21 protein-coding genes and 1 pseudogene are annotated in these 23,636 nt (G+C 62.0%); 9 read left to right on the top strand and 13 right to left on the bottom strand.

From position 1 onward, the window contains the following. Nucleotides 1–215: 215 nt before the first annotated feature. The 3 genes from L286_RS47450 to L286_RS29195 form a co-directional block, all read right to left on the bottom strand. On the bottom strand, nucleotides 216–1,400 hold the full coding sequence (locus L286_RS47450; RefSeq protein WP_028055928.1) for a Fic family protein: 1,185 nt from the start codon (nucleotides 1,398–1,400) through the stop codon (nucleotides 216–218). A 306-nt stretch (nucleotides 1,401–1,706) separates the two neighbouring features. Further along, a complete protein-coding gene (locus tag L286_RS49750) occupies nucleotides 1,707–1,841 on the bottom strand; it encodes an antitoxin Xre/MbcA/ParS toxin-binding domain-containing protein (protein ID WP_081440621.1) in 135 nt (44 codons plus the stop codon). Nucleotides 1,842–2,560: 719 nt separating this feature from the next. Then, nucleotides 2,561–6,253, bottom strand: a complete 3,693-nt coding sequence (locus L286_RS29195; protein WP_193746230.1) for an autotransporter outer membrane beta-barrel domain-containing protein — start codon at nucleotides 6,251–6,253, stop codon at nucleotides 2,561–2,563. Between L286_RS29195 and L286_RS49505 the strand changes: the two genes are divergently transcribed. Next, nucleotides 6,237–6,362 carry a hypothetical protein gene (locus tag L286_RS49505; RefSeq protein WP_021223129.1) on the top strand — a complete coding sequence of 42 codons (126 nt, stop codon included), beginning with the start codon at nucleotides 6,237–6,239 and terminating at the stop codon, nucleotides 6,360–6,362. The genes L286_RS29195 and L286_RS49505 overlap by 17 nt on opposite strands. Here L286_RS49505 and L286_RS49205 read toward each other — a convergent pair. Continuing rightward, the gene (locus L286_RS49205; protein WP_021223128.1) at nucleotides 6,359–7,420 is read right to left on the bottom strand and encodes a hypothetical protein; all 1,062 of its coding nucleotides are present in this window, start codon (nucleotides 7,418–7,420) and stop codon (nucleotides 6,359–6,361) included. The two genes, L286_RS49505 and L286_RS49205, sit on opposite strands and share 4 nt — an antisense overlap. Before the next feature lie 333 nt (nucleotides 7,421–7,753). On the opposite strand from L286_RS49205, the gene L286_RS47795 reads away from it, so the two are divergent. Together L286_RS47795 and L286_RS29185 are read left to right on the top strand one after the other, a co-directional pair. Then, the gene (locus L286_RS47795) at nucleotides 7,754–8,167 is read left to right on the top strand and encodes a hypothetical protein (protein ID WP_148225638.1); all 414 of its coding nucleotides are present in this window, start codon (nucleotides 7,754–7,756) and stop codon (nucleotides 8,165–8,167) included. 5 nt (nucleotides 8,168–8,172) lie between these two features. After that, nucleotides 8,173–9,537: a transposase gene (locus L286_RS29185; protein WP_013039168.1), complete on the top strand. Its 1,365-nt coding sequence runs from the start codon at nucleotides 8,173–8,175 to the stop codon at nucleotides 9,535–9,537. A 34-nt stretch (nucleotides 9,538–9,571) separates the two neighbouring features. On the opposite strand, the gene L286_RS29180 is transcribed toward L286_RS29185, so the two are convergent. Beyond that, complete coding sequence (locus L286_RS29180) at nucleotides 9,572–10,240, bottom strand: TetR/AcrR family transcriptional regulator C-terminal domain-containing protein (protein WP_193746229.1); 669 nt, start codon at nucleotides 10,238–10,240, stop codon at nucleotides 9,572–9,574. Nucleotides 10,241–10,468: 228 nt separating this feature from the next. On the opposite strand from L286_RS29180, the gene L286_RS47445 reads away from it, so the two are divergent. Continuing rightward, the gene (locus L286_RS47445; RefSeq protein WP_013041696.1) at nucleotides 10,469–11,107 is read left to right on the top strand and encodes a CerR family C-terminal domain-containing protein; all 639 of its coding nucleotides are present in this window, start codon (nucleotides 10,469–10,471) and stop codon (nucleotides 11,105–11,107) included. 170 nt (nucleotides 11,108–11,277) lie between these two features. On the opposite strand, the gene L286_RS29170 is transcribed toward L286_RS47445, so the two are convergent. From L286_RS29170 to L286_RS29160, 3 genes are read right to left on the bottom strand one after another with little or no spacing between them, the layout of a single operon-like run. Then, a complete protein-coding gene (locus L286_RS29170; protein ID WP_013041697.1) occupies nucleotides 11,278–12,333 on the bottom strand; it encodes a TetR/AcrR family transcriptional regulator C-terminal domain-containing protein in 1,056 nt (351 codons plus the stop codon). After that, nucleotides 12,330–13,517: a TetR/AcrR family transcriptional regulator C-terminal domain-containing protein gene (locus L286_RS48365; RefSeq protein WP_148225641.1), complete on the bottom strand. Its 1,188-nt coding sequence runs from the start codon at nucleotides 13,515–13,517 to the stop codon at nucleotides 12,330–12,332. Before L286_RS48365 ends, L286_RS29170 begins: the two co-directional genes overlap by 4 nt. 3 nt (nucleotides 13,518–13,520) lie before the next feature. Beyond that, nucleotides 13,521–14,174: a TetR/AcrR family transcriptional regulator gene (locus tag L286_RS29160; protein WP_013041699.1), complete on the bottom strand. Its 654-nt coding sequence runs from the start codon at nucleotides 14,172–14,174 to the stop codon at nucleotides 13,521–13,523. On the opposite strand from L286_RS29160, the gene L286_RS0124295 reads away from it, so the two are divergent. The 5 genes from L286_RS0124295 (at nucleotide 14,119) to L286_RS29140 (ending at nucleotide 20,145) form a co-directional block, all read left to right on the top strand. Continuing rightward, nucleotides 14,119–15,684, top strand: a complete 1,566-nt coding sequence (locus L286_RS0124295; protein ID WP_148225642.1) for an efflux transporter outer membrane subunit — start codon at nucleotides 14,119–14,121, stop codon at nucleotides 15,682–15,684. The two genes, L286_RS29160 and L286_RS0124295, sit on opposite strands and share 56 nt — an antisense overlap. 13 nt (nucleotides 15,685–15,697) lie before the next feature. Then, nucleotides 15,698–16,849 carry an HlyD family secretion protein gene (locus L286_RS29155; RefSeq protein WP_013041701.1) on the top strand — a complete coding sequence of 384 codons (1,152 nt, stop codon included), beginning with the start codon at nucleotides 15,698–15,700 and terminating at the stop codon, nucleotides 16,847–16,849. A gap of 1 nt (nucleotide 16,850) precedes the next feature. Then, nucleotides 16,851–18,386, top strand: coding sequence for a DHA2 family efflux MFS transporter permease subunit (locus L286_RS29150; RefSeq protein ID WP_013041702.1), 1,536 nt, complete (start codon nucleotides 16,851–16,853; stop codon nucleotides 18,384–18,386). A 170-nt stretch (nucleotides 18,387–18,556) separates the two neighbouring features. Then, a complete protein-coding gene (locus L286_RS29145) occupies nucleotides 18,557–19,150 on the top strand; it encodes a TetR/AcrR family transcriptional regulator (protein WP_238559301.1) in 594 nt (197 codons plus the stop codon). 65 nt (nucleotides 19,151–19,215) lie between these two features. Next, nucleotides 19,216–20,145: a LysR family transcriptional regulator gene (locus tag L286_RS29140; protein ID WP_013041704.1), complete on the top strand. Its 930-nt coding sequence runs from the start codon at nucleotides 19,216–19,218 to the stop codon at nucleotides 20,143–20,145. On the opposite strand, the gene L286_RS29135 is transcribed toward L286_RS29140, so the two are convergent. The 5 genes and pseudogenes from L286_RS29135 to L286_RS0124290 form a co-directional block, all read right to left on the bottom strand. Then, nucleotides 20,142–20,393 carry a DUF2274 domain-containing protein gene (locus L286_RS29135; RefSeq protein ID WP_013041705.1) on the bottom strand — a complete coding sequence of 84 codons (252 nt, stop codon included), beginning with the start codon at nucleotides 20,391–20,393 and terminating at the stop codon, nucleotides 20,142–20,144. The genes L286_RS29140 and L286_RS29135 overlap by 4 nt on opposite strands. A gap of 2 nt (nucleotides 20,394–20,395) precedes the next feature. After that, nucleotides 20,396–21,538, bottom strand: a complete 1,143-nt coding sequence (locus L286_RS29130; protein ID WP_217498151.1) for a TrbI/VirB10 family protein — start codon at nucleotides 21,536–21,538, stop codon at nucleotides 20,396–20,398. Nucleotides 21,539–21,618: 80 nt separating this feature from the next. After that, on the bottom strand, nucleotides 21,619–22,668 hold the full coding sequence (gene trbG, locus L286_RS29125) for a P-type conjugative transfer protein TrbG (protein WP_013041707.1): 1,050 nt from the start codon (nucleotides 22,666–22,668) through the stop codon (nucleotides 21,619–21,621). Beyond that, nucleotides 22,665–23,348 (bottom strand): conjugal transfer protein TrbF, encoded by a 684-nt coding sequence (trbF, locus tag L286_RS29120; protein ID WP_013041708.1) that lies wholly within the window; start codon nucleotides 23,346–23,348, stop codon nucleotides 22,665–22,667. Before trbF ends, trbG begins: the two co-directional genes overlap by 4 nt. Then, a pseudogene (locus L286_RS0124290) lies at nucleotides 23,348–23,636 on the bottom strand (P-type conjugative transfer protein TrbL); the annotation flags it as partial. The pseudogene L286_RS0124290 and the gene trbF, both read right to left, overlap by 1 nt.

Here is a 23,636-nt window from a genome sequence, read left to right as displayed (position 1 = left end):
AGTTGTGATGACCGGATCATCTCGCATCCGATCCAACAAAGCGTGACCTGCCATTCCATCTGTCGCGCAGCCTGCAACCTGGAGCTAGCAGCACGACATTCATCGGAGCATGGCAGCTTTCCTGAGTCCCTTGCCGCTAAGCCGCCATTCGGGAATCGGCCAAAGCCGGTCGCCCAGAGGTGTTTGGCTACCGCAGAAAGAAGGCGAACAAGGGGTCACGATCGCTCGGAAGGATTGCTGCCGAAAGGCCTGTTGACGATGGCCAGGACTTCTTGGGCTGCAAAGATCCGGTTGCGACTGTAGCCGGTCCGCTCCGACAAGATGCCTGCCTCCATCAGTTGGTTAATTGCGGAAAGGGCCTGCGGTCGCGATACTCCAAGTTTCTGAGCCAGCCGCTTCATAGTGACGACGGGATAGTCGCTAAGGAGGTCCAGTGCCCGCAGTGCAGCGGAGTTCGATCGGAACTTCCTTCGCCCGCGCCACTGTTCCTTCAAGGCATTCAACCCATCCCGCGTTGCGAAGAGTTCTTCCACCGTTCCAGTTATGGCATCGGACAGATAGCCAACGAGCGGTCCCCATTCGAGCCGTTGTTGAGCGATTTTGAGGCCCGAATAATAGCCGTCGCGGTTTGCGGCGATATAGGGTGCGAGATAGAGCGGCACCTGCCCTTCCGCTGCCATCATCATCGGCAGCAAAAGGCGGCCAACACGACCGTTGCCGTCTCGGAAGGGGTGTACCGCTTCGAAATGCGCATGGGCAATCGCCATGCGGGTGATCAGGCTCTGCGTCATCGCCTGCATGCCTTCGCAGCGCATATAGGCGGCCGTATCCTCAAGGCAGGCCCCCACCTGCCCAGGTGGCGCCGGATTATAGGTCGATGTCGAAATATGACCCGTACCGCCGATCCAGACCACGATATTGCGCAGCGCCCCTGCCGAATCAGGATATTCCGGGTCGTGCTGCATCGCCTCGTGGTGGAGTTCCTGGATCATCTGCACTGTAAAGATGTCGATGCCCTCGGCTGCAGCACGAGGCAGGAGGCGATCGAGGGTCAGCGCATAGTCCCGTACCTGACGGGCGGCGTCGCGCGCGTCGTCATCCTCTTCCTCGATTGTCAGGAGTTCGTCGAGCGTGCTGTTCGTGCCTTCAATGGCCGAGCTGTCGACTGCTTCGCGACGGCTCAGCGTACGGCTGATAATATAGGGGTCCGGCAGGCTCGCCGCGAGGGCTTCGGCACGTCCGAGCATAGCGAGCGCTCGTTCATGTGCGGGCTGCGCTGATCCCAGCGGCAGGGCTGATTCTGGAGGCGGAAGCGGCACGACACCATAGTGACTGGCATGAGGTTCAGGATAACGGACAAGCCGCTCGCGAACTGCATGCGCGAGATTGTTTCTGTTCATTAACCCTTACCATAAGACCTTAAAACATAGCCATAGTAAGTTTTAATGACAAAAACCTCAATAAGAGAAGGCGTGCAATGCGCTTAATAAGGGATTCACCCGGAAACTGCCTCAATGCCGGCACCTTTCACCTCCGACATATCCGGACGCATCACGGTCTTAGCCGCCAGGGACGTCTTCATCGTTCATCACAACATCCTTCCATCGGGAAGACTCTTATAATTTCCTTTGCCCTTTTAGACCAATAGCTGATCGTCCAGATATTGCCGAGTGACAAAAAGGTCCGCGACATTGCCCCAATGGCACCTAAACGCCTCCAGAGTGCGCGGCGCGGCCTAACATATTCATCACGCGATCTGCACCAGCCTTGCTGGAGACCGCACAAACGATTGGCGACTCGCCGCCTAGCATGGGATGGGGGTGGCGCATGAACTCATGCAAGTTCGATGCATCGGCGCAATTGGACGATGCAAATTCAAGAACCCGCAAAATTCGTTCCGCGACGATCTGTCGGCTGCCAACTTCATTTCCAACCGGAGGACCGAAATCAATCTCGTCCGGCAGTTTTCTGGGCCGATGTTGGCGATCAACTCATCGAGCAAATTCCGTTTTTCGTCAGCCATTGCGTCACTCCTCCATTCGTCCAACGTGCCTCAATGTCGCTGTTCATGCAGAAGCCGATCACTGCCCGGTAATCGCGACTTCCTCCAAAATGGCCTCGGTTAGCAGGGGCGAAGATCTGACAAGCTGCTGCAGTTCGCGTATCGCACCATCTTCTAGCCCATGCGCATATTCACCGTCTGCCCAAGGACGACCAACGTGGCCGGGAGAAGGTACGAAAAAACATATCGCACCGCTGTCGTTAGTCAAAATCTGCACACCATAATGTGCGAGCCTTTCCATAAGGAGACGGGCAAGCGTCTTATGCGTTTCTGCGCTTTGTCTAAAGTTGTTCACGTTCTGTTTACTCGTTGATTCTGAACCAATATCTTCTCCACTGGATCTGAATAGGCCGCGCGACAAATTTGGACGCAGCAGAATTCTTCCAGGCCGCTGTCCAGTGCTCGACATTCCTGTCTCACACGCCCGAGAGCAAAGCGGGCATGCAAACGAAAGGGCGCGCCGAAACCGCCGCGCCCTTCCTTTGCTAGTGCGTTGTGTCAGAAGCCGAAGCTAATGCCACCCCGAACCTGGCCGATCGAGTTGTGGCCACCGAAGCCATAACCGCCGGAGAGGAACAGGTTGACGCGCTTGTTGACCGAGGCATCGACGCCCAGTTCGATCAGGCCGTTACCGTCCGGATCAACACCCTTCAGGCGGAACGCATCGCCGCCGCCCAGATACTGGACCGTGCGGTCGCTGCCGATGTTGCCCTGGAAGCTGTACTGCACCTTGGCGTAGGGACGGTAGGCGATGCCATCGGCATCACCCAGCAGGGCTCCCGCCTTGACACCCAGCACCGGCGAGAAGACCGTCTTCGATGCGTCGTCGACACGCAGGCCGATGCCCGCGCCGCCTTCTTCGGTGAAGCCGTTCATCGACCAGCGACGCAGCGCCAGCTTACCGTAGGGCGTCACAACCAGGCTGCCGCCGGCAGCGAAGTCATAGCCCAGCTCGATGCTCGCATCCAGTTGCTTGCCCTTGAAGTCGCCCTTGATCGTGCGAGCCAGCAGGGTCAGGTCACGTTCGACTTCGAACTTCGAGAAGCCGTATGCGAACTGGAAGCTGCCGTAGAAGGGGCCGAAGCCCTGGGTCGCATAGGCACCGATCGTGTAGGTGCGAACCTGCGCTTCTTCCGGCGACCCCTGAGCGGTCACATCATGCTGGCCATAGCCAAAGCCGATGCCGAAGGCACCATCGTCCTGATAGGCGACGTCGATACCGAACGCACCACCATAGCTGTTGGTCTTGATCTTCGACGCGCCCGACTTGGTGCCGCCCGTCTTGGCGAAGTTCGCCGAGGGGTTGAACCAGAGCTGGGTGCCCAGCGCCTCACCATAGCTGCGACGAGCGGCCAGGCGGTTGACGGTGGTGTTGAAGACCGCGTTCTGATCGACAGCGGCAAGCGAACCGTAGATCTCAGCCGAGGAAAGCTCGTTGAAAACCTGCGCCGCCTGTGCGCTGTTCAGGCGCCAATCAAGCCCAGCAGCGATGTTGGCGATGTCCTGAGCATTGGCGATCTCCGTCACCGTCGCAAAGCCGTTGCCGCCAGCGGCGTCGGTCTTCACCCGGGCGATGACATCGGCCAGAGCGCTGTCAAGGCCCACTGCGGCCGAAGCCGCATTGGCATTGGTCGCGCCGGTGGCGTAGCTCTTGCGGGTCGCCTCGATCGATACCGTCTTGGCCGTCGCGTCATGCTTCAGGCCGAAGGTGACGAAGGGCGAAGCGAGCGATGAAGCGGCCGTCGCCGTGACATCCCCGGTGCCGGTGTAGGTGAAGAGCGTATAGCCGTCACCCGTCGAATAGAGGCTGTCCTTCGACACCGTCACCGCGACCTTGCCGGCCAGGTTCAGGTTGCCATCCACCGAGACCGAAGACGGGGTCGAGAAGACGCCGGCATTGGTCGGAGTGGTGAAGTAAGGGACGTTCACACCACCGGTGATCGGGCCCAACACCTCAGGCGAGGAACCGGCATTGCCGACCGACAGGTTGCCGAAACGAACCAGCGAGGGGTTGACACCCACTACCGTCGTGCCGCTGGCGCTCTGGTTGTAGTTGCCCTGCTGGTGGATTTCGATGCCCTTGATCGCTTCCGGACCCGGAGTGACGATGCTGTTACCGACGGTCTGAACGAAGGTCGGTGCACGACGCCCAAGGACAAGGGTGGCATCATTATTGATGTTGCCCTTGATGCCGAACACGGCGTCGTCCGAGCCCACGACATCCAGCTGAACTTCACCCGCCTTCACGTTGAAGTTGTTGACGTCGAGCGTCCAGGCAGCCGGGGTCGCGCCTTCCGCCGGGACATATTCGGCGCCAGTGACGACGAAAGTGCCGGTGCCGGTTTTGTTCAACTCGTTGACGCCCAGCACGCGGACGCCAGTCGGGGAGAACAGACCTTCAGCTTCTTCAGGCAATTGCGCCACGGGGCTGTAGTTCGTAACTGCCGGAGCCGTCGGCTTGAACTCGCTCGCGCCTAGGAAGCCGCTGCCGTTCAGGTTGACGGTGGTGTTGGTCAGGTAAGCGCCGCTGTCATCGCGCTGGGCGTCAATGTCGCCAAGCGTGATCGAGCCGTTGTTGAGGTTGACCGTCGCATTGATGTCAGCCGTCTTGACCGCTGCCTGCCCGTTCACCGTCAGGTTGAACGTCGCCGGGTCAACCAGCGAGGCATCGAGCGGCACCAACGGAGACAGCTGCGAGGCCAGGGCCGAGGTGACCTCATCCTGCGAGATGGTGGCACCTGTCACGACGAAGCCGCGCGACACGCCATTCTGGTCGATCGTATAGGTCTGGGAGGCCAGCACCGGATCGACGCTGACGTCGGTGGTGTTGATCGTCGCGTTGACCGTTGCCGAGCCACTGAACTGCGCTTCACCAAGGGTGGTCGTACCAGCGAGAACGCCATTGTTGGTAACCGCGCCAGTGAGGCCGGCGAGTTCGACATTACCCAGGGCCACACCGCTGTTGGTGAAGCTGGCATTGCCACCGACCGGCGAAGCATTGACCGTAGCAACGATCGTGCGCGAACCGGCATCCGTCGGATTCGTGTCGGTGATCGTGATGCTCGCTTCGGAGTCCAGAGCCGAAACACTGAACAGGTTTCCGCCCGAGCCCAGCACGCCGTTGTTGACGAGCGAAGCAGAGGTCAAGCCCTCAACTTCCACGTCGCCAATGGCAGTACCATCGTTGGTGACCGAAGCCGCGCCACCCACGGAACCGAAGCTGGTCGTGGATACCTGGCTGGCGGGCGTGAAGCCGTTAGCCGCGAAAGTGGTGACGGTCTCTTCCGAGATGCTTTCGCCAAGGCTGCTGGCGAACAGATTGCCACCGCTGCTGAGATCGGCATTGCCAACAACGCTGCCTGCACCAATGGCGATCGAGGCGCCGCCGATGCCCGAAGCGTTCACATCGCCTGCGACGCTCGGCACGCCCTTGCCTTGCAGCGCGGCCGCCGTGTCGACAACAACGCTAGCCGTACCGCCCACATCTTCCGAATTCTCGCGGAAGGTTGCAGTGGTCTGAGTGCCGATGCCACCATCAAGCGTGAACTCAGAAATATTTTCGGTGCTACCGATGGTGGTGCCGGCGAAAGCGCTTACCGAACCGCCTACGGTGCCCGTGATGGTGGCGGCGGCATTGCCGAAGCTCGCACCAACCGTGGCATCGCCGTCCACTCGTCCGGCATTGGCAAGCGTCGCGTTGCCTGCATTGGCAGCGGCTGTCGAGCTGGAGAGAGTGGAGCTGACAGCCGTGCCATCACCCGCAGCGTCTGTGGTGCTGGAGCTGGAAGAGGCGAATGACTGGTCGCCCGACACGAAGCTGTTGACGAAAACATCCTGTTCGACGGTCGCCGCCGAACCAATCGTCGCCGTGGCGGAAGTCACACCGTTGACGTCGACATTCCCGCCGACCAGGCTCGTTCCCTGGAGCGTGACCGAGGCGTCGCCGCCAGCCTGGCTCTGCGTGAACTCGAAACCGCTGGTCGAGCTGGAGCCCTGGAACACGCCGGCATCATAATTGTCGGTCGTTTCCGAGCTGAACTCAAAACCGCTGGTCAGGCCCTGGCTGGTCGAGGAGACGTTCCCCGACACCTTGCCACCGTTCAGAGCGACGCTGCTGCCAGCATTGCCGAAGGAAGTGACATTACCGTTCCGGCTGGAATCGCCAGGAGCCACCGTGCCGCTGATGTTCACCGTGCTCGTGCCGCCGGTGGCGACCGTCTGCTGCGTGTTGGTGCTGCTGCTGATGACGGAACCGGTGCCTGCGGCATCGCGCGAGTCGGTGACAACCGAGACGTTTTAGCCAGTGGTCGAGAAGCCCTGGGCGGTCGAAGAGAGATCGCCATAGACCGCTCCGCTCACCGTGGCCGTGCTGTTCCCCCCGGTGAACTGGCTGACGCTGCCGTCATTACCCGTGCCGAAGTTCAGTGAGCCGTTGATGCCGGCATAGGTCCCGTCGATATCGCCGCCGACCGTCTGCTGAGAGAAGCTCGACTGTGTCGTCGTGGTCGTGCCGGAAACCGTGGTGGTCGGGCCCGTCGAAGTGAACACCGTGTCCTGGCTCACCGCGTTGGTTTGACCGAGCACCTGACCGTTGTTGGCGATGGTGATCGCGCCCTGATCCGAACCGGCAAAGACATCGCCGCTGATGCGACCGGTGCTCGCGTTCGCGATGGAGATCGCGCCTTCTGTCGTGACGGCATCAACATCGCCCGCAATGTCGCCGTTGTTGACGATACCGACGGTGCCGGTCGAGGCCGAGCCGAACACATCATCGTCGACTGCACCATCATTGGTGATCTGCACCGTGCCCGCGCCGAGACCCTGGCCGTTCAGGCTGTCGACCTGGCCCGCGACGCCGTTGGCGAGCGTGACGCTGCCGAACGCGGAGCCGTTGATGCTGCCACCAACCAGATTGTTGTTGGTGACGGAAACTGCGCCGCCGAAGTTGGAGGCGCTGATGCTGCCTGCCACTTCGCCGTTGTTGGTCGCCGTGAAGCTGTTGGACGCACTGGCCGCGCCGACACCGCCGAAGCTCAGGCCGGTCACATTGCCATCATTGTTGACGATGACCGCGCCATCGCCCTCGCCTGCAGCAAAGCCGCCCGCAACGAAATCATAACCGATATTCGCGCCGCTGATGTCCGCGCCGTTCGCGATCGTTACCGTCAGATCAGGATTGGCCGGCGTCGTAATGGCCGTGGCAATGTCGGCGTTCACGGCCGCGCCGGTCCCTGCGCCGCTCGGTACGTTCACGGTGGCGGGAGCCGCCAACGCGCCACCGGCGTTTGCGAGCAATGCCGCCGCCGGTATGGAAGCTGACAACAGCAGCATCCGGTTGAACCTCGAATTCTTATTCATTCAAAACCCCTATTGCCTGCGCTTCTCAGGTGGATTGGGTGGTGAACGACGAGCAGCAGCGCTGTACGGACGCAATCGGCCGTGCATCGATACTGTTTGGAACGCCCCCAAACACCTGCCGTTGCGCAAATGTGCGCAACATTCGCAAACACCTATTCACTGAAAGCAAACCGCGCAAATCTTTTTTGCAGCGCAATGGCGTATAAAATGACAGAACTGGTCGTATGCAAGCTTGATCCGCTGCGCAGGTGCGCCATTTTGTAAAAGTTTGCGCAAATATGCGCTTGCTTATTTGCGCTATTATTATTTGCGCCGATGCGTCGGAAGCGCATAATGATGCAGGTGCGGCGGGAGGGCGCCCGGATCAACCGGCCGCCGTCGAATGTCGCGCTAAAAAAATGCGGGCGCAAACACATGTCTTTTGTCGATGAATGGGATCAGGATAGAGCCCGCAACCTGGTTGGCTGCCTGGTCAAGGAAACCGGGTTTTCAGCAAGCCAGATTGCACGCCGTTCTGGCCTGGCGCCCTCTACCCTAACCCGGATCTATCCTAATCCTACCGTCGGCTATTCGCTATCAGACCGAAGTGTCGCCAAGCTCAAGGCCACATTCCCAGACGCATTTTCCACCTGCGAAACTGGAGCGTTGCGGCTGCCATCTCCAGTATCCGAGATCACCGCTAACAGGCCGTTGACGAAGTCGGCGGTGGCTGATTCAGTGCGGCAGTGGGATTGTCTGGCGGGTTAGCGGCGATGGCGATGGGGCGTGATAGCGAGGTCCAGTCCGATTTGATCGTGACGTGGGCGGAGATACCGCGTTCACCGGGGCATGTTTTCTACGACAAGCTCCAGAAGCTGCTGGCCGAGGCGGGCTTCGATGGCTTTGTCGAGAAGACGTGCAAGCCCTATTATGCGCCGCGGATGGGAGCCCCGTCGCTGCCGCCGGGCCGCTATTTCCGCATGCTGCTGATCGGCTATTTCGAGGGCATCGACAGCGAACGCGGGATTGTCTGGCGCTGTTCGGATTCGCTGTCGCTGCGGGAGTTCCTGCGACTGTCGAGCCGCGACAAGGTCCCTGATCATAGCTGGTTGTCGAAGACGCGGAGCCGCCTGCCGCACGAGGTACATGACCAGATCTTCGGCTGGGTACTGGCCCTCGTCGCCGGGCACGATCTGGTGAAAGGCGAGCGGATCGGCGTCGATGGCTCGACCATGGAGGCGAACGCCGCGCTGCGTACCATCGTGCGGCGTGACAATGGCGAGACCTACCGCGAGATGCTGGTGCGCATGGCGCAAGAGAGCGGCATCGACACGCCGACGATCGACGACCTTGTCCGGCTCGATCGCAAACGCAAGGGCAAGAAGCTGTCGAATGCGGACTGGGCGAGCAAGACCGATCCCGACGCGAAGGTCGCGCGGATGAAGAACGGCTCGACGCGTCTGGCCTACAAGCCCGAACACGCGGTCGATCTCGACACGGGTGTTATCGTGGCAGCGCCGATCCACCCGGCCGACAAGGGCGACACGACAACGCTCGACGCCACGCTGGAGACGGCAGCACGCAACCTCGCCGACATTGGCCTGGCGCCGACGTCCGGGGATCCCTGCGATCTTGTGACCGATAAAGGCTATCATTCGCGCGAGCTCCTCAAGGGTCTCGACGGCGACATCTGGAAGACGCGCATCGCCGAGCCGGCACCGCCGAATGGATATCTGCGCTGGCACGGCGACGAGGCTGCCCAGAAGGCCGTCTACGCCAATCGGTCTCGCCTGAAATCCGCCGTCGGACGCAAGGCGATGCGCAAGCGTGGTGAGATGGTCGAGCGTAGCTTTGCCCACGTCCTGGATCGCGGCGGCATGCGCCGCGCGTGGCTGCGCGGGCGCGAGAATGTTCACAAGCGTTATTTGATCCACGTCGCCGGGTTCAATCTTGGCATTCTCATGCGCGCCCTGTTCGGTTGCGGCACTCCGAGGGGCGCCAGGGGCGCATCCAAGGCATTCTTGTTCGTAGTTCAGACCGATGTTGCGCTCGTCATCGCCCTCGTCGCCGAGTTCGACGGAGAAAGGGCCATGCTCCTCATCGTTTTTACCCCTGAGGGCGCTGACAGACCCGGCTGAAAACCGACTTCGTCACCGCGCTGCTAGGTGATGCCTATTGATGCGACTGCGGCGCGGATGCTCCTGATCTCCGGCCGTAAGCGGCCGCGAACGCCTCAACTGCTGAGTCGACCAAGTAGTTGATTTCGCCGCTATCCGGGGCCTCGCGGACACAGAGCAGAAACTCGAGCCAGATATCCGCCTGGCAAAGGCGAACGAACTGAGACGCTGCGAGTGAGACATCTGGAATCGCGAAGTGACCTTGCTCGACGCAACGATGCAGGAAAGCTGTGAGCTTATCGTGTGCGGCCTTCGGGCCGCCATCGTAGAATAGCTTTCCAATCTTCGGGAACCGGCTTGCCTCTGCGATGACTAGGCGCAGGATCGCCGAGACGGTCGGATGAGTGGTCAGCTTCAAATATCTGACACCTAGCTCGCGTAGAGCCGCGGCCGGATTTTCGGTATGTTCTGGCAGCTCAAAGACGAGGTTCGCCCGCGCCTCGATTTCCGAGTGCATGAACTCGTCGAACATCTGCTCCTTGCTATCGAAGTAGGTGTAGAGCGTGCCTTTCGAGCCGGCCCCTGCTTTCGCGATATCGCCCATCGATGTACCAGCGAAACCGTTCTCGAGAAACAATCTTCCCGCGACATTGAGAATGTGCGTGCGTTTATCGCTGGATTGCTGGCTCGCCATCGTCATTCCTGCGTTTTCTCTGCCCGACATAGCTCCGCTCCAAGCCACTGGCTCTGGGATTCGTGTCATACCGAACGGTTCGGTTGACAGCGTAGTGGGTTCCATAGCGGAACACTCGGTCAATATGAAGCGAGCGGCGGGATGCACATTTCGTTTCGTGCCAGCTTGCCGTGCTGGCGGGCGCACGTCGAAATTTCCCGCGCGACGGGGGCGCGCGCGAGATTGAGCTTATCGGTTTCCAGGTTTATTGGACTGGCTATGCCGAAGCGTGGGTTGACGCCTTCATGTGGTGATCGCGTGCTGGATGCAGCAATTGATCAGTTCGGACGGCACGGGATTTGCGGTGCTAGTACGCGAGCGATCGCGGCGGCTGCCGGAACTGCGATGTCGTCGATTACCTATCACTATGGCGGAAAGGAAGGCATCTACCTCGCTGCGGCCTATCACATTGCAGAGCGCTGTGAGCGTGTGCTTGCTCCAACCCTAGAGAGGGCAAGCCTGGACGGCGAACTGGACGGAGAGGCAGCTATCGAGAAGATCGATGAACTCGTCGTCGATCTCCTTCATCTGATGCTGGATGACCAAAGTGCGCCGTGGGCGAGATTCATTTTGCGCGAACAACTGGAGCCGACGGATGCGTTCGATATTCTCTACTCCGCCGTATTGGAGCGTGTGGGCGACCGGCTGATTGACGTAATGGCGCAGCTCGGCCGGGGGCTATGGAGCAGCACCGAAATTCGCCTAAAGGCCTTTACAATCCTCAGCCAGGTGCGGATGTTCCGTACGGCACCTGAGATGCTGCAGCGTATGACCGGCCTCGATCCGACGAAGTCGGAGAATGCGGACGCTATCGAACAATTTGTGCGCCGGATTTGTAGAGCAACCCTGCTGGCTTAAATCGCTATACGAGCCCGCTTCCATTCTTCCATTTAACCGGCCGTCGATTGCGCCGCCTTCGCCGGGAGAGCGGTCATGCTCGAGATAGATCGCGCCTTCAGAATGGTTCTGAGGTCGTCCGCGCGCTGATGGATGCGTTGGATTAGGTGTGCGCCTCTTCATGAGTTTGGTCACGCTCGATCTTGTTCCGACCTGCATGACATTGCACCTCGCTCTCTGCCGTCCGTGTCACGACTTGTCGCGCGATCATCGCGCGCGCCGCGGACGAATCTCTTTACAGTCGTGCGCGCCCTCAGATCGAGTTCAGCAGGCGTCGGAATCCGGCCGATCTGAAGGACAGCTTGCAAATGGACGTCTCCACGGAGCATCGCGAGGAACCGCCGGGCGCCGGCTTCGCAGTCGACGAGATCAATGTGGCCGTCGCAGACGGCCCTGTCCAAAATCCTGGATACGACAGCGATTGCGCGTTTGGGGCCGTGTTCCGCGTAGACTCGTGTAGCGGCGGGATAACGCTCCGCCTCAAGGATGGCAGTGTAGCAGACCTCGATAAGCGAGGGAGTCATCATCGCCTCGAGCAGGTTGCGCCCGATGATCGTCAGAAGCTCCTCTAAAGGAAGCGATAGCTGATCCGCGCTCACGGCGAGCGCGTCGGCGGAATGCTGGCTGATGACTCTCGTGAATTGCTCGACGAGGAGATCTTCGACATTCTCGCGACGGGTTGACGTCTCTCTAAGCAGGCGGCGGAAGAGCCCGTGGGGTGTCCAGGTCCAGCTCCGGCGGCCGAGGACGAATGCAGTGAGAACGGCGCAATTCGACCAGCCGCGGAGTTGGCTGGCGTGTCCGGGCACCGCTTCACGAACCCTGAGAATGTCGCCGGTGCCGCCCCAGCGCAGGAACTTGACGGCGTCTGCGGGCGGCAGAATTGTCACCATCATGCGCGTCCACCACGGCTCAACGAGGAGCCAGCTTCCGGTGCTTGTTGGTCGCATTGCATAGACGTGCTTGTGTTTGCTGAGCACGAAGCGGTGCCACCACTGCGACTGAAGCCCGGGAACGAAGCAGACGATCCAGTCTACGGGCGGAACGGTAACGAGGGAGCCGTTCTCGTCGATGCTGTTGGCAAGGTCGCGGGGGACGCCTGGTACCGCCTTCTGATGGAGGGTAGGATGGTCCCGGCGCCGAAATCGGGCGGCTCGTACCTGCGCGGTTTCGTCGCTTGGGATCACGGCGCCCGCCTCCGCTTGCAGCCGTCTAGAATGAGGTCCACGCTCGCTGCGACCGCTCCGGAACCGTCGCATGCAGAGGCGGCGGCGGGATTCAGCACAAGCGCCTCATAAAGCGGCTCTCTGAGCATGCCGAGCAATTGCTCGGCGGCCAGACCGGCCTGCGGAACGTTGAGGACGCCTGCTCTATGCGCCTTGGCGAAGAACTGGCAGAGTTCGAAAGCGACTGAGGACGGACCGGCCTCGTAGACGCGCTTTCTCAGGTCGGGGCTGTGCGCCCCTTCAGCGACCATCAAGCGCACGAGAGCGATGATGGATGTGGAATATTCTTTCCATGCCAAAATGCCAAAGTTCGTCAGGACACGACGCGCAAATTCCACGTCGATGATCTGCCCGCAGTTGACGAGAGGATCGGAGAGCAAGGCTGCCTTGCGCTCCGCGATCGTGACGAGGAGATCGTCGATGCTACCGAAGGCCGAGAGGATTTCCTGCTTGGAATACCCTCCACGTTTGAGGACGGGGTCGATGCCGTTGAGCGTCTCGCTCGAGTCGTCGAGCTTCGCGCTGAGCGTATGCAGCATGTCATCCTGCTGTCCGCTTCCGCCTGGGGAGTCCTCGGTCCTTTCGCCGTTCATGCCATGCTCCTTCCGGTATAGAGAGGGGCGCGCCGCCGACAGTCTTGAGAAGATGCCGTGTCGCCTTGTGGCGCGCGGCGTGACGTGCCGCGCTATCTCGCCGATCTGGGCGGCTTCAAATCCTGCTCGTCTGATCAGGTCATATTCATCAGCATCATCGGGTGTTCGCAGGTGCCTTAGGACGACGAAGCGACGAAGAGCCTCAAGACGCGGATCCGCCAGACGATTGGCTTGTCGGGTCCCAAAGAGGATTCGAAGACACCTGCGCAGCCTGGATTCGTCCAATATGCTTGCCAAGTTGTCGGTCAGGGCGAGCTTTAAGACTGTCCATTCGAGTGATGACAGCTCGCTGGACCTTACAGACGTCTCTTCCCGTTCGACTTCCTCTTCATCGCCTGCTGCGAAACTCTCAGAGGAATTGCGTGCGGCGATCTCATTGTCGTTCGCGACCGGACTGCGACACCAAAGGTAGCAACGCCGATGGCGGTCGGAGGCCGAGTCGGATGGAGCACCGACATGATCGCCCGGCGGCTGTTCCGAGTCCGCAGCCATTGCTCACCGTCCTTTGGGCCGGCCGGCGCGATCAATGCCATAGATGCCGTGCAGGAAGATCCCGACGGCGGATGTCACCGCTGCTTCGGCCTCTGCCGGCGACGGCGGAGGCCGCAGACCGAGCACCACGCGCAGGTGGAGATTGTCACGGAACATGCCGACGAAATGGTCCGCCGCTGCGTGACAATCATCGAGATCGATTTCGCCGCGATCCCTTGCCTCTGCCAAGACTTCCGCAAGGCGGTCTGAAGCTCGGCCAGGTCCCTTGTCGAAGAAATCCTTGGCGAGTTCAGGGAAGCGCAACGCCTCAGGCATGATCGAGCGATAGACCCCGATCAGGCCCGGTGACATGTAGATTTCAAGCAAACGCCGGCCGAATTCGAGCAGAACCTCGTTCAGGCTGCGGCCCTCGAATCCGCCGACGGACAGCGCAGAAAGCGCGGTGTCGGCGCTTTCAGAAACGAGCGCAGTAAAGAGGCCCTCTTTGTTCCCGAACTCATTGTAGATGTTGCGCTTTGAGCCCCCGATGCGCTCGATGATCGCGTCGATGCTCGTCGCCGCATAGCCCTGCTCAAAGAAGACCTGCGCGGCTGCTTCGAGGATGGCGGTTCGCCGGCTATCCTGGGACGGGCGCTTCGCGCGGCTATCGGCAACCATTGGCAACTCCGTTCGCTTTTCCCTCTTGACTGGTAATGTACGTTACCTTACCAGTCAAGCCGGTAACGAGCATTACCGGCGGTGGACGATGCGGCGAATAGCGATTCTTGTGCTTGTGGGTGGGTTAGGCGGATGCGCGACTGTCCCGGACTTGGGACCTCGGCCTGATCCAGCCCAGCCCGGCGCCTTTGCAGCGACGCGCTCACTTGCCGGTACGTCCCAGGCCTGGCCCCAGGACGATTGGTGGCGGACGTTTGGAGACACGCAGCTTGATACACTGGTGGGGGAGGCCTTGCAGGGTTCACCCACAGTCGCGCAAGCAGCCGCACGCATCCGGATAGCTGTTTCTCAAGCAGATCTTGCGCGAGCCGCGCTCTTGCCAAGCGTCGGCGCCACCGCGACCGCGCGCGACTCTCGTCTCACGCAAAGTATCGGACTCCCTACTGATGGCGATTGGCACTGGCTGCTAGCGGGCCTGGTGAACATGAGTTGGGAGCTTGATCTTTGGGGAAAGAACAGTTCGGCATTACGCGCAGCCGTGTCGGCGAGAACGGCGGCCGAGGCGGATGAGGCGGCGGCGCGATTGGCCCTAGCTTCAGCGGTGTCCACGGCTTACGTTGACTTTGCTCAACTGCTGGTCCGTCGCGACGTCGCCGCAGATGCGGTCCGAATACGTCGTGAGACACGGGACTTAGTCGTGCGGCGGTTCGATGCTGGTCTCGAGCCGCGCACATCTGTGGAGCAGGCCGAAGGCGGTGTCGATGCTGCTGAAGCTCAGCTCGCGGCGATCAACGAGGCGATCGGACTCGGCCGAAACGCCCTTGCGGCCTTGGTTGGCGCAGGACCGGATCGCGGACTGGCGATTGAGCCGCCGTCGCTGACGACGCGGCGTCCCGACGCTCTACCCGCGAACATTCCTATCGAACTTGTCGGCCGGAATCCCGAGGTCGTATCTGCAAGGTGGCGTGTTGAGGCTGCGGCTGAGCGAATCGGTGTAGCACGCGCGGGTTTCTATCCGAACGTCAACATCAGCGGCTTGATAGGCCTTGCGTCGTTCGGACTCGACAATTTGTTCAGGTCCGAATCGGTGATCGGTTCGGTCGGGCCGGCGATCAGCCTGCCTATCTTTGACGGTGGCCGGTTGAGCGCACGATATCGCGGCGCTCGCGGTGAGTACGATACTGCCGTCGCCACCTATAACGAGACGCTTCTTCAAGCCTTGCATCATGCGGCTGACGCCGCGACGTCCCTGCGCGCGCTGCGCGAACGAGTGGATCGGACCAACGCCTCCGTCGCGCGTCAGGAGGCGGCGTATCGCCTCGCGAAAATGCGCTACGAGGGCGGGCTGTCCGACTACCAGAGAGTGCTCATCAGCGAGGACGCTCTTCTGAGTGCTCGTGAGCAAGCGGCCGCCCTGCGTCTACGGGGCTTCATCCTCGACATTGCCTTGGCGAAAGCCCTGGGCGGCGGCTTCAGAGCGGCTGTTCCAGCCCGTGACACCAATTCATGACTGGGAAAAGCCGATGACGGACGTCACCCTCGATCAAGATCACAATACTCCCGAAAACCCCCCATCGCCCAAGAGCCAGAAGCGAAAGCGGCTTTTCCTCTTTTTCGGAGGGGGCCTCGTTCTTATCGCCCTATCTTGGTGGATCTGGGCGACCTTCATCGCGGGTGACACCGAGTCGACGGAGAACGCCTACACGAATGTCGAGGTGGCGCAGGTCACGCCTCTCGTCGGCGGCCCGGTCAAGCGGGTGCTGGTCGTCAACACGCAAGCTGTTCGCGCTGGCGACGTCTTGGCTGAACTGGATGATACGGATTTGCGCCTTGCCGTCGCACAAGCTGAGGCAGCCTTAGGGCGGGCGCGTCGGCAGGTCCGGCAGGTCCAGGAGACCGACGCCAATCTGGCTGGGCAGGTAGCCGTGCGAGCTGCCGACGAAGCGACTGCACGCGCCGATTTGGTTCGCGCACAGGCCGATCTCGACAAGGCCCAGCTTGACGAACGCCGGCGGCGCCGGCTCGCGGGCCCTGGCGCGATTTCGCAGCAGGAATTGAGCGATGCACAGACTGCGGTCCGGGTCGCGCAGGCGGCCGTGGAGCAAGCAAGGGCGCGCATTGCAGCCGCGGAAGCGGCCCGGAATGCGGCCTCTGGCGCTCGTCGCGCCAATCAGGTCCTATTTGAGGACACGACCGTCGAGACAAATCCGGAGGTCCTTGCGGCTACGGCGCGGCTTGACCAGGCGCGTGTCGACCTCTCGCGAGCGGTGATCCGGGCGCCCGTCGATGGGGTAGTGGATCAGCGCCATGTCGCGGTCGGGCAACGCGTCCAGCCGGGCGTGCCGATCATGGTCGTTGTTCCCGTGCAGAACATGTACGTGGATGCCAACTTTAAGGAGGGGCAACTCAGTCAGGTTCGACCGGGACTCCCCGTGACGCTGACGTCGGACCTCTACGGCTCGGATGTTGTGTATCACGGTCGCGTGGAAGGGTTCGCGGGTGGCTCGGGGTCGGCTTTCGCGGCGATCCCGGCACAGAATGCGACCGGCAACTGGATCAAGGTTGTACAGCGGCTCCCCGTCCGCATTCGGCTCGACCCGAGAGAGTTGCAGGAACACCCGCTGCGCGTGGGGCTCTCCATGCACGCGACGATCGACTTGTCGGGGGCGCATTGAGATGTCCGCGAAGGGTGGAGAGCACGAAGGGAGCGGTTATCCGCCGTTGACGGGCGCAAAGCTCGTCATGGCGGCGGCCGCTTTGTCCTTCGGCAACTTCATGGTCGTGCTCGACACGACGATCGCCAATGTCGCGATGCCGACGATTTCGGGCGACCTGGGCGTTTCGACGACCGAAGGGACGTGGATCATTACGGCCTATGCGGTCGCCGAGGCCATCACGGTTCCGATCACGGGCTGGCTCTCGCGCAGGTTCGGAGAAGTGCGGCTGTTCACGGCCTGCGTCGTAGCCTTCGTGATCTGCTCGATCCTGTGCGGGCTGTCGGGTTCGCTGGGCTTCCTCGTGCTGTTCCGCATCCTCCAGGGCTTCGCGGGCGGTCCGATTATCCCGCTTTCCTCCACGCTACTGATTTCTATATTTCCCAAGGACAAGGCCAACATAGCTTTGGCGATCTGGGGCATGACGACGGTGGTTGCGCCCATCTTCGGCCCGATCCTCGGCGGCTATATCTCCGACAATTATCATTGGGGTTGGATCTTTTATATCAACATCTTCTTCGGGATCGCTGTCGGCAGTGTTGCCTGGTGGCTCATGCACAATCGGGAGACGGCCATCACGCGCAGCCGGATTGACATTGTCGGCCTTCTCCTCCTCGTCGTGTTCGTCAGCGCCTTCCAGACAATGATCGACAAGGGGCGCGAACTGGACTGGTTCTCGTCTTCGTTCATCGTCTGGATGGCGATCGTTGCTGGCATCGCGCTCGGCGCGCTGATCCTGTGGGAGCTGACCGACGATGACCCGGTGATCGATCTATCGGTTTTCCGAAACCGCACCTGGCTCGTTTCGACCCTTTCGCTGGGACTAATGTTCGGGCTGTTCTTCGGAAATATCGTGCTGACCCCACTTTGGCTCCAACAGATGATGGGCTACACCGCGACATGGGCGGGCTTTGCCACCGCTCCGATGGGAATTCTGGCCGTTTTGACCGCGCCTATTGTCGGTCGGTTGATGTCGAAGATCGACCCGCGCCTGATCGTCACCTACGGCATGGTGGTTCTGGCCATCTCCTTCTTCATGCGCGCTCATCTGAACGCGCAGGCCGATTTCATGTCGGTCGCAATTCCCATGTTCGTGCTCGGCGCCGGCGTCCCGGCTTGCCTTGTCACGCTCACGTCGCTTGGGGTGTCGGAACTTCCACCCGAAAAGATTGCGAACGGATCTGGGTTGCAGAACTTCATTCGCATCATGGCGATGGCCGTCGGCGCGTCGTTGACCTCGACTTATTGGGAGAATGCGACGAAAGGAAACCGCGCCGAGCTGGTTGCGATCATCGACCCCTCGACGGCTCCCGCGGCTCTGCCTGGGTTGCAGTCCGGTTCAGGGCTCGCCGCCTTCTCGAGAATGGTCGATATGCAGGCTGTGATGCTCGCCACCAACGACTTCTATGCGATGGCGACGATCCTGATCCTGGTCTTCGCTGCCGTGGTCTGGCTCGCGAAGCGGCCCAAAGGACCGCTGAAGCAGGTGAGCCACTGAGGCGGTCTCGTGTCGCGCATCATCGCTGGAGACAGACGGGCCGGCTCGGACCGGCCTGCGGATCGGGCAAGTGCCATCGGACGAGTGTAATGGTGCGCCAAGGAAGTTCGCCGAGGTCTGGAAGGGTCAATCGGCGTCACGACAAGCGCGGAGAGCGCCGCTCGGCGATTGTGGCGATCGCACAGCAGGCGTTCAGCGAGCAGGGATTTGGCGGCACGTCAATGTCGGCCATCGCCGCGCGGATGGGTGGGTCTAAGGCTACGCTCTGGGCCTATTTCCCCTCGAAGAAGGACTTGTTCGCGGCAGCGCTCACCGCTTGGATCGAAGAGAGCACGCCGGTTCGCAGGCCAGACTGGTCGGGTGATCCGAGAAGCGTACTAATCTGCTATTGCGCCGAGTTCATGCGGGCGATGCTTTCGCCAACGGCGGCTACGCTGTTTCGTCTCATGGCGGCCGAAGGTCGGCGCTTTCCGGAGCTTGGCCGCGAGTTCTACAAGTGCGTCCCGCGCCGCCAGCACAGCGTGCTGGCCGGTCTCCTTGAGGACGAAATCCGCGCAGGCCGGCTTCGCGCGTCGGATAGCCTGCGAGCGGCGGAGCAGCTTCACAGCTTATGTATATGCGGCTTGGTCATGCGGCACATGTGTAGCTGGCAGCCAGGCGCCTCTGAAGTTGAGATTGAGAGAGAAGTGGTCGATGCAGTCGACCTGTTCCTCAACGGCTATGGCGTTCGGCCGAAACGAGGCGATCCGCAGAAAGACCATTGAAAGGAGAAGGCCGCGACTGATGTCCTCTCCGGCGTCCGGCCGATAAACAAACTTAAGGAGGGGAAATGCCGGACCTGTCGCTCGACCTTCGGAATCTGCGATATGCGATCGCAGCCGCGCAGCACCGAAGCTTCAGGCGTGCCGCAGCCGCTCTGAATATCTCGCAATCAACGCTGACGCGGCGGGTTCAGCTCTTGGAGCATCGCATCGGCTTTCGCATTTTCGATCGAAGTCCGAGCGGGGTTCAGCTCACCAATGCTGGACAGCTCTTCCTTGAAGAGGCGTCCACGGGCATGCATCAACTCGGTCAAGCCATCCTGCTCGCTGCTTCCGTTCACAAAGGGGAACGGGGCGAGTTGCAGGTGGGAGTGGTCGTCCCTTTGGCGGCAGGCCGCCTTCACCTCGCGCTCAAGGAATTTCACCGGCGTTACCCGCGTATCCGTGTCTGCCTCCACGAAGGATCTTCGGAGCAGGATCTCGCCCGCGTGATGACCGGCGAGCTCGACATCTCATTCCTAGCCGGAACGCCGAAAACGAGTGGGCAAGATGTGCAGTTGCTCTGGACAGAGAGCATCTATGTCGCACTGCCCTCGAGCCATAGGTTGGCGAAGCGCGAGGAGCTGCACTGGCGGGATATTCGCGACGAAGTTTTTGTCGTCACTCAACGTGGCGCCGGCCCGGAGATCCGCAACTATCTGGTCCGGAAGCTTTCAATGCCTGGCTTCAGCCCAAAGATCGATGTTCACGATGTGAGCAGGCAAAGCCTCCTTAGCGTCGTCGCAATGGGATACGGGATCACGCTCACGAGCGGTTCCATCGTGGACGGCATGGCGGAGGGTGTCGCGTTCCGCCCTATCGGCGGCGATCCCGAGCAGCTTCGATATTCCGCAGTCTGGTCGCCGTCCAACTCCAATCCCGCTCTGGGTTGCATGCTGCGGCTCATCAGGGATGTGGCGGCCGGGCGGCGCGGCTTGAATGGCGCCGTGAGGGCCTAGCGCTCGCGATCAGCCTCCAAGGGATTGCGCATCTTGTTCTTGCGGGCTCGGGCAAATCCCCTATCGGTCTGTATGAAGCGCTGCACCATCGCGACAATCAGCCTGCTCGGCTCCGTCGCTGGCACGCCCTCCTGTTGCGCGAGGATCTCGCTATATTCCTGGAGGTCGCGGAACAGCGCTCCAGGCAGTTCAAGGGAGACCTTGACCGGCTTGTCTTCAGTGATCGCTCCGAGTTTCAGCTTGGCCACGCTCAGCCTCCATACGGTTCGAGAACGAGATCGCGCGTGACGATCACGCGGACCGGGAAGCCCGGCCGGATCGTCAGCGTCGGGGCGATGTTGAGCTGTCGGCGGACGATCTCCTGGCCCGCCTGATTGAAGGTGTCCTGGCCGCCGTTGCGGATAGCGCGCAGAAGGCGGTCATCATCGTCGATGGCGAGCTCGGAGCCGATGCTGAGCAGCGTGGACAGTCCCGCGGCCTTGGCAAGTTCAAACCAGTGGTAATCAACGCCGTCCTGAAGACCCGCAAATCCCTCGGAATCGGCGCCGGGCTGTCGCTCGAGCACGATCGAGCGACCATTCGGAAAGATCAGCCGATTCCATACCAGCAGCACGCGGCTCTGCCCGAACTGCACGTTGTTGTCGTACTGGCCGACAACGCGCGTGCCCTGGGGTACGAGAAGGACTCGGCCGGTTGGGCTGTCATAGATGTTCTCCGTCACCTGGGCGGTGATCTGCCCGGGAAGGTCGGAGCGGATGCCGGTGAGAAGAGCGGCCGAGATCACGGCGCCGGCCTGGAGGACATAGGGGGATGCCGGCGCCACGACGCGATCCGGTGCCACGGTTCGGCGATCGGCGGCGGCGTTGAGGAAGGCGTTCTGCCGATCCTGGGCGGTCGGCGTCGCCGGCGGCGGGGCGAGGCCGAGATTTGTCAGGGTTGGTGGCGGCGAAACAGCGTCCGGCGCCGCTGGAGCGGCTACAGGACCAGCGGATCTCGTCTCTGTCGAGGCAAACAAGCGCGCGGTCCTCGCGGCCTCCAGCTCCTGAAGACGGCGCTGCTCCGCGGGGTTTGGACCAGGATTGGGCGCGGCGACACCGGGCGCAGGCACGGGCTGACCCCGGTTCTGCGCGCCGAGCATCGGACGGCCGAGGTCGCCGGGCAGCGGTGGGCCGAGCTGCGGCACGCCGCTATAGTCGCGCGGCAGGCCGGAAATCCCGTCGGCGGTCGGACGGTTCTCGGTCGAGTAGAGTTCTTCATTCGGTCGGCTGCCGTCCCGGGTTTGCAGCGCGTAGACGAGCGCGCCGCCGATGCCGACGCTCGCGACCAGAGCGAGTCCGGCGAGAACCTTGCGCGAGAGCCGTGTCACGCGCGGCGGCTCGGCGCGCAGGCGCATCGCAGCCGGGCTCGGCGGCTCACCGGTCAGCGGCCGCGCCTCCTCCTCTGGACTTTCCTCGCTGCGGGGATCGGTGTCGCTCACGAGGTCGGCCTCCCGTCGGTCCGGACGATGCGGACGCGCTTCTGCTCGCGGCCGGCACCGAAGCGCAGCTCGGCGGCGGCGAAGAGGCGGTCGACGATCATGTAGTTCGAGCGGACCCGGTAGTTGACGAGTTCGGACGTGTTGCCTTCGGCACCGACGACGAACAGCGGCGGCATCTCACCCTGGCCAATGCCGCGCGGGAATTCGATGAACACCTGCCGTCCGTCATCAAAGGCCCGAAGCGGCCGCCATGGCGCGCGATCGCCTTCGATCGCGTAGCGGAAATTGACGTTGGTCAGATCGACGCCGGTGGCGACGGGACGGGTCGCCTCGGCCTGCGCATTCTGGCGACGCAGCGCTATGAGCTGGTCTTGGGGATATTGCCAGGAAACCGACGCCATGTAGGTGCGCTCGGTCGAGCGTAGCTCCATGTGGTAGGTTCGCAGAGTGGTGTTGATGATGAGGTTCGTCATCAGCTCCGGCCGCGTCGGCTTGACCAGGATATGGACCTGTTGCGTCGCGCCCGAGCCGCTTAGCGTGTCGCCGATAATCCAGCGGACGGTGTCTCCGGCGGCGACCGGGCCGGACCCGACGAGCTGCTCACCGGGCTGAAGCGCGATATCGGTGATCTGCCCGACCGCGGTATACACCTGATAGAGCGCGCCCTGGGTGAACGGATAGACCTGCATCGAATTGATGAAGCCGTCGCGCACGGGCTGCACGCGCGCCGCGGCATTGGCCTGGTTCACCCGTGCAGCCGGATCGGCGGGTTCCGGCGCTTGCCGGGAGCGCTCGACCGGCTTCATCTGGCCGGGAAGCGGAAGCGGCCGGGGTAGCTCCACGACGGTGACGGGCGCCGGCGGATCGACCGTCTGCACGGCGGGGGCGGCATTGTCGTAGGAGATCTCCGGCGGCTTGTGCGTGGTCGCGCATCCAGCGAGCGCCGTCGTGGCGAGCAGAATGACCGGCAGCGTGCCGATCCGTGGATGCGCACATGCTTGGATGCGTGAAGCCGGCATTCCGGCTTTACGGAACGACGGCCTCATTGCCCAAGCTCCCGTGACCAGTTGATGGCGTTGACGTAGATGCCGAGCGGGTTCTTCCGCAGGACATCGGCATTGCGTGGTGTCTGGATCACGATCGTCAGGATCGCGGTCCATCGTTCGGTCGTGGCGAGCTGGCCGTTCTCGTAGCGGCGCTCGACCCAGGCGACGCGAAAGCTGTCGGGAGATGCGCGGATGACGCTGGAGACCTCGACCGCGACCTGCTGGCGTCCGACATTGGTGAACGGGTCGTTGGCGCGTGCATAGTCGTTGAGGGCGGCAGCGCCTCGATCGGTCGTAAAGTCGTAGGCCCGCAGCCAGTTCTGGCGGACGATGATGGCGTCGGCCGGGATTGAACGGACCTCCTCGATAAAGCGCGCCAGATGGAAAGCGATCTGCGGATCGGTCGGGCGATAATCGGCCATGGCCGGCGCCACCGCCTGCGCCTGTCCGAGCCGATCGGTCTGCACCACCCAGGGCACGACCGTTCCCCGGGCGGACTGCCAGACCAGGGCCGCGGCGAAACCGGCCGAGAGGAAGAGCGAGCCGAATGCCATAAGACGCCAGTTTCGCGCCTGGACGCGGGCCGAGCCGATGCGGTCGTCCCAGATCTGGCCGGCGCGCTGGTAGGGCGTCTCGGGCTCGGCTGTTTTGCCGTAGTGGGTGGCGGGTCGTTTGAACATCAGCGGTCGCCTTCGGACAGGTTGACGGAGGAGCCGCCGCCATGGGCATCACCCGAGCGGACGGCATGGGCCGTCGCCTGGACGGCATGGGACATTTGCTGGCGGCGGCGCATGCGCTGCGCCCAGGCGGGTGGGCCTCCGCCGCCTGCCGTAGCAGCCGCATCTTCGGACCCCGGTCCGCCGGCGCTCGGTCCACCGGTCGTGGAGCCGCCCGTGGCTCCAAGAACCGCGCGGCCGCCGGCATTGAAGCTCGAGCGCATGCCTTCAGCGGCGCGGGAGGCGGCGCGA

Source organism: Sphingobium sp. HDIP04 (assembly GCF_000445085.1).
GTDB lineage: Bacteria > Pseudomonadota > Alphaproteobacteria > Sphingomonadales > Sphingomonadaceae > Sphingobium > Sphingobium indicum.
The sequence above is the reverse complement of the archived record's forward strand: the minus strand, read 5'-3'. Positions and strand labels throughout refer to the sequence as shown.

What these genes read in the sequence shown, in the direction of transcription:
- L286_RS47450 (WP_028055928.1), bottom strand. Translation starts at nt 1,400, where the DNA reads ATGAACAGAAACAATCTCGCGCATGCAGTTCGCGAGCGGCTTGTCCGT.
- L286_RS49205 (WP_021223128.1), bottom strand. Translation starts at nt 7,420, where the DNA reads ATGAATAAGAATTCGAGGTTCAACCGGATGCTGCTGTTGTCAGCTTCC.
- L286_RS47795 (WP_148225638.1), top strand. Translation starts at nt 7,754, where the DNA reads ATGATGCAGGTGCGGCGGGAGGGCGCCCGGATCAACCGGCCGCCGTCG.
- L286_RS29185 (WP_013039168.1), top strand. Translation starts at nt 8,173, where the DNA reads ATGGCGATGGGGCGTGATAGCGAGGTCCAGTCCGATTTGATCGTGACG.
- L286_RS29180 (WP_193746229.1), bottom strand. Translation starts at nt 10,240, where the DNA reads ATGTCGGGCAGAGAAAACGCAGGAATGACGATGGCGAGCCAGCAATCC.
- L286_RS47445 (WP_013041696.1), top strand. Translation starts at nt 10,469, where the DNA reads ATGCCGAAGCGTGGGTTGACGCCTTCATGTGGTGATCGCGTGCTGGAT.
- L286_RS48365 (WP_148225641.1), bottom strand. Translation starts at nt 13,517, where the DNA reads ATGGCTGCGGACTCGGAACAGCCGCCGGGCGATCATGTCGGTGCTCCA.
- L286_RS0124295 (WP_148225642.1), top strand. Translation starts at nt 14,119, where the DNA reads ATGGCGGTTCGCCGGCTATCCTGGGACGGGCGCTTCGCGCGGCTATCG.
- L286_RS29160 (WP_013041699.1), bottom strand. Translation starts at nt 14,174, where the DNA reads ATGGTTGCCGATAGCCGCGCGAAGCGCCCGTCCCAGGATAGCCGGCGA.
- L286_RS29155 (WP_013041701.1), top strand. Translation starts at nt 15,698, where the DNA reads ATGACGGACGTCACCCTCGATCAAGATCACAATACTCCCGAAAACCCC.
- L286_RS29150 (WP_013041702.1), top strand. Translation starts at nt 16,851, where the DNA reads ATGTCCGCGAAGGGTGGAGAGCACGAAGGGAGCGGTTATCCGCCGTTG.
- L286_RS29140 (WP_013041704.1), top strand. Translation starts at nt 19,216, where the DNA reads ATGCCGGACCTGTCGCTCGACCTTCGGAATCTGCGATATGCGATCGCA.
- L286_RS29130 (WP_217498151.1), bottom strand. Translation starts at nt 21,538, where the DNA reads ATGCGCCTGCGCGCCGAGCCGCCGCGCGTGACACGGCTCTCGCGCAAG.
- trbG (WP_013041707.1), bottom strand. Translation starts at nt 22,668, where the DNA reads ATGAGGCCGTCGTTCCGTAAAGCCGGAATGCCGGCTTCACGCATCCAA.
- trbF (WP_013041708.1), bottom strand. Translation starts at nt 23,348, where the DNA reads ATGTTCAAACGACCCGCCACCCACTACGGCAAAACAGCCGAGCCCGAG.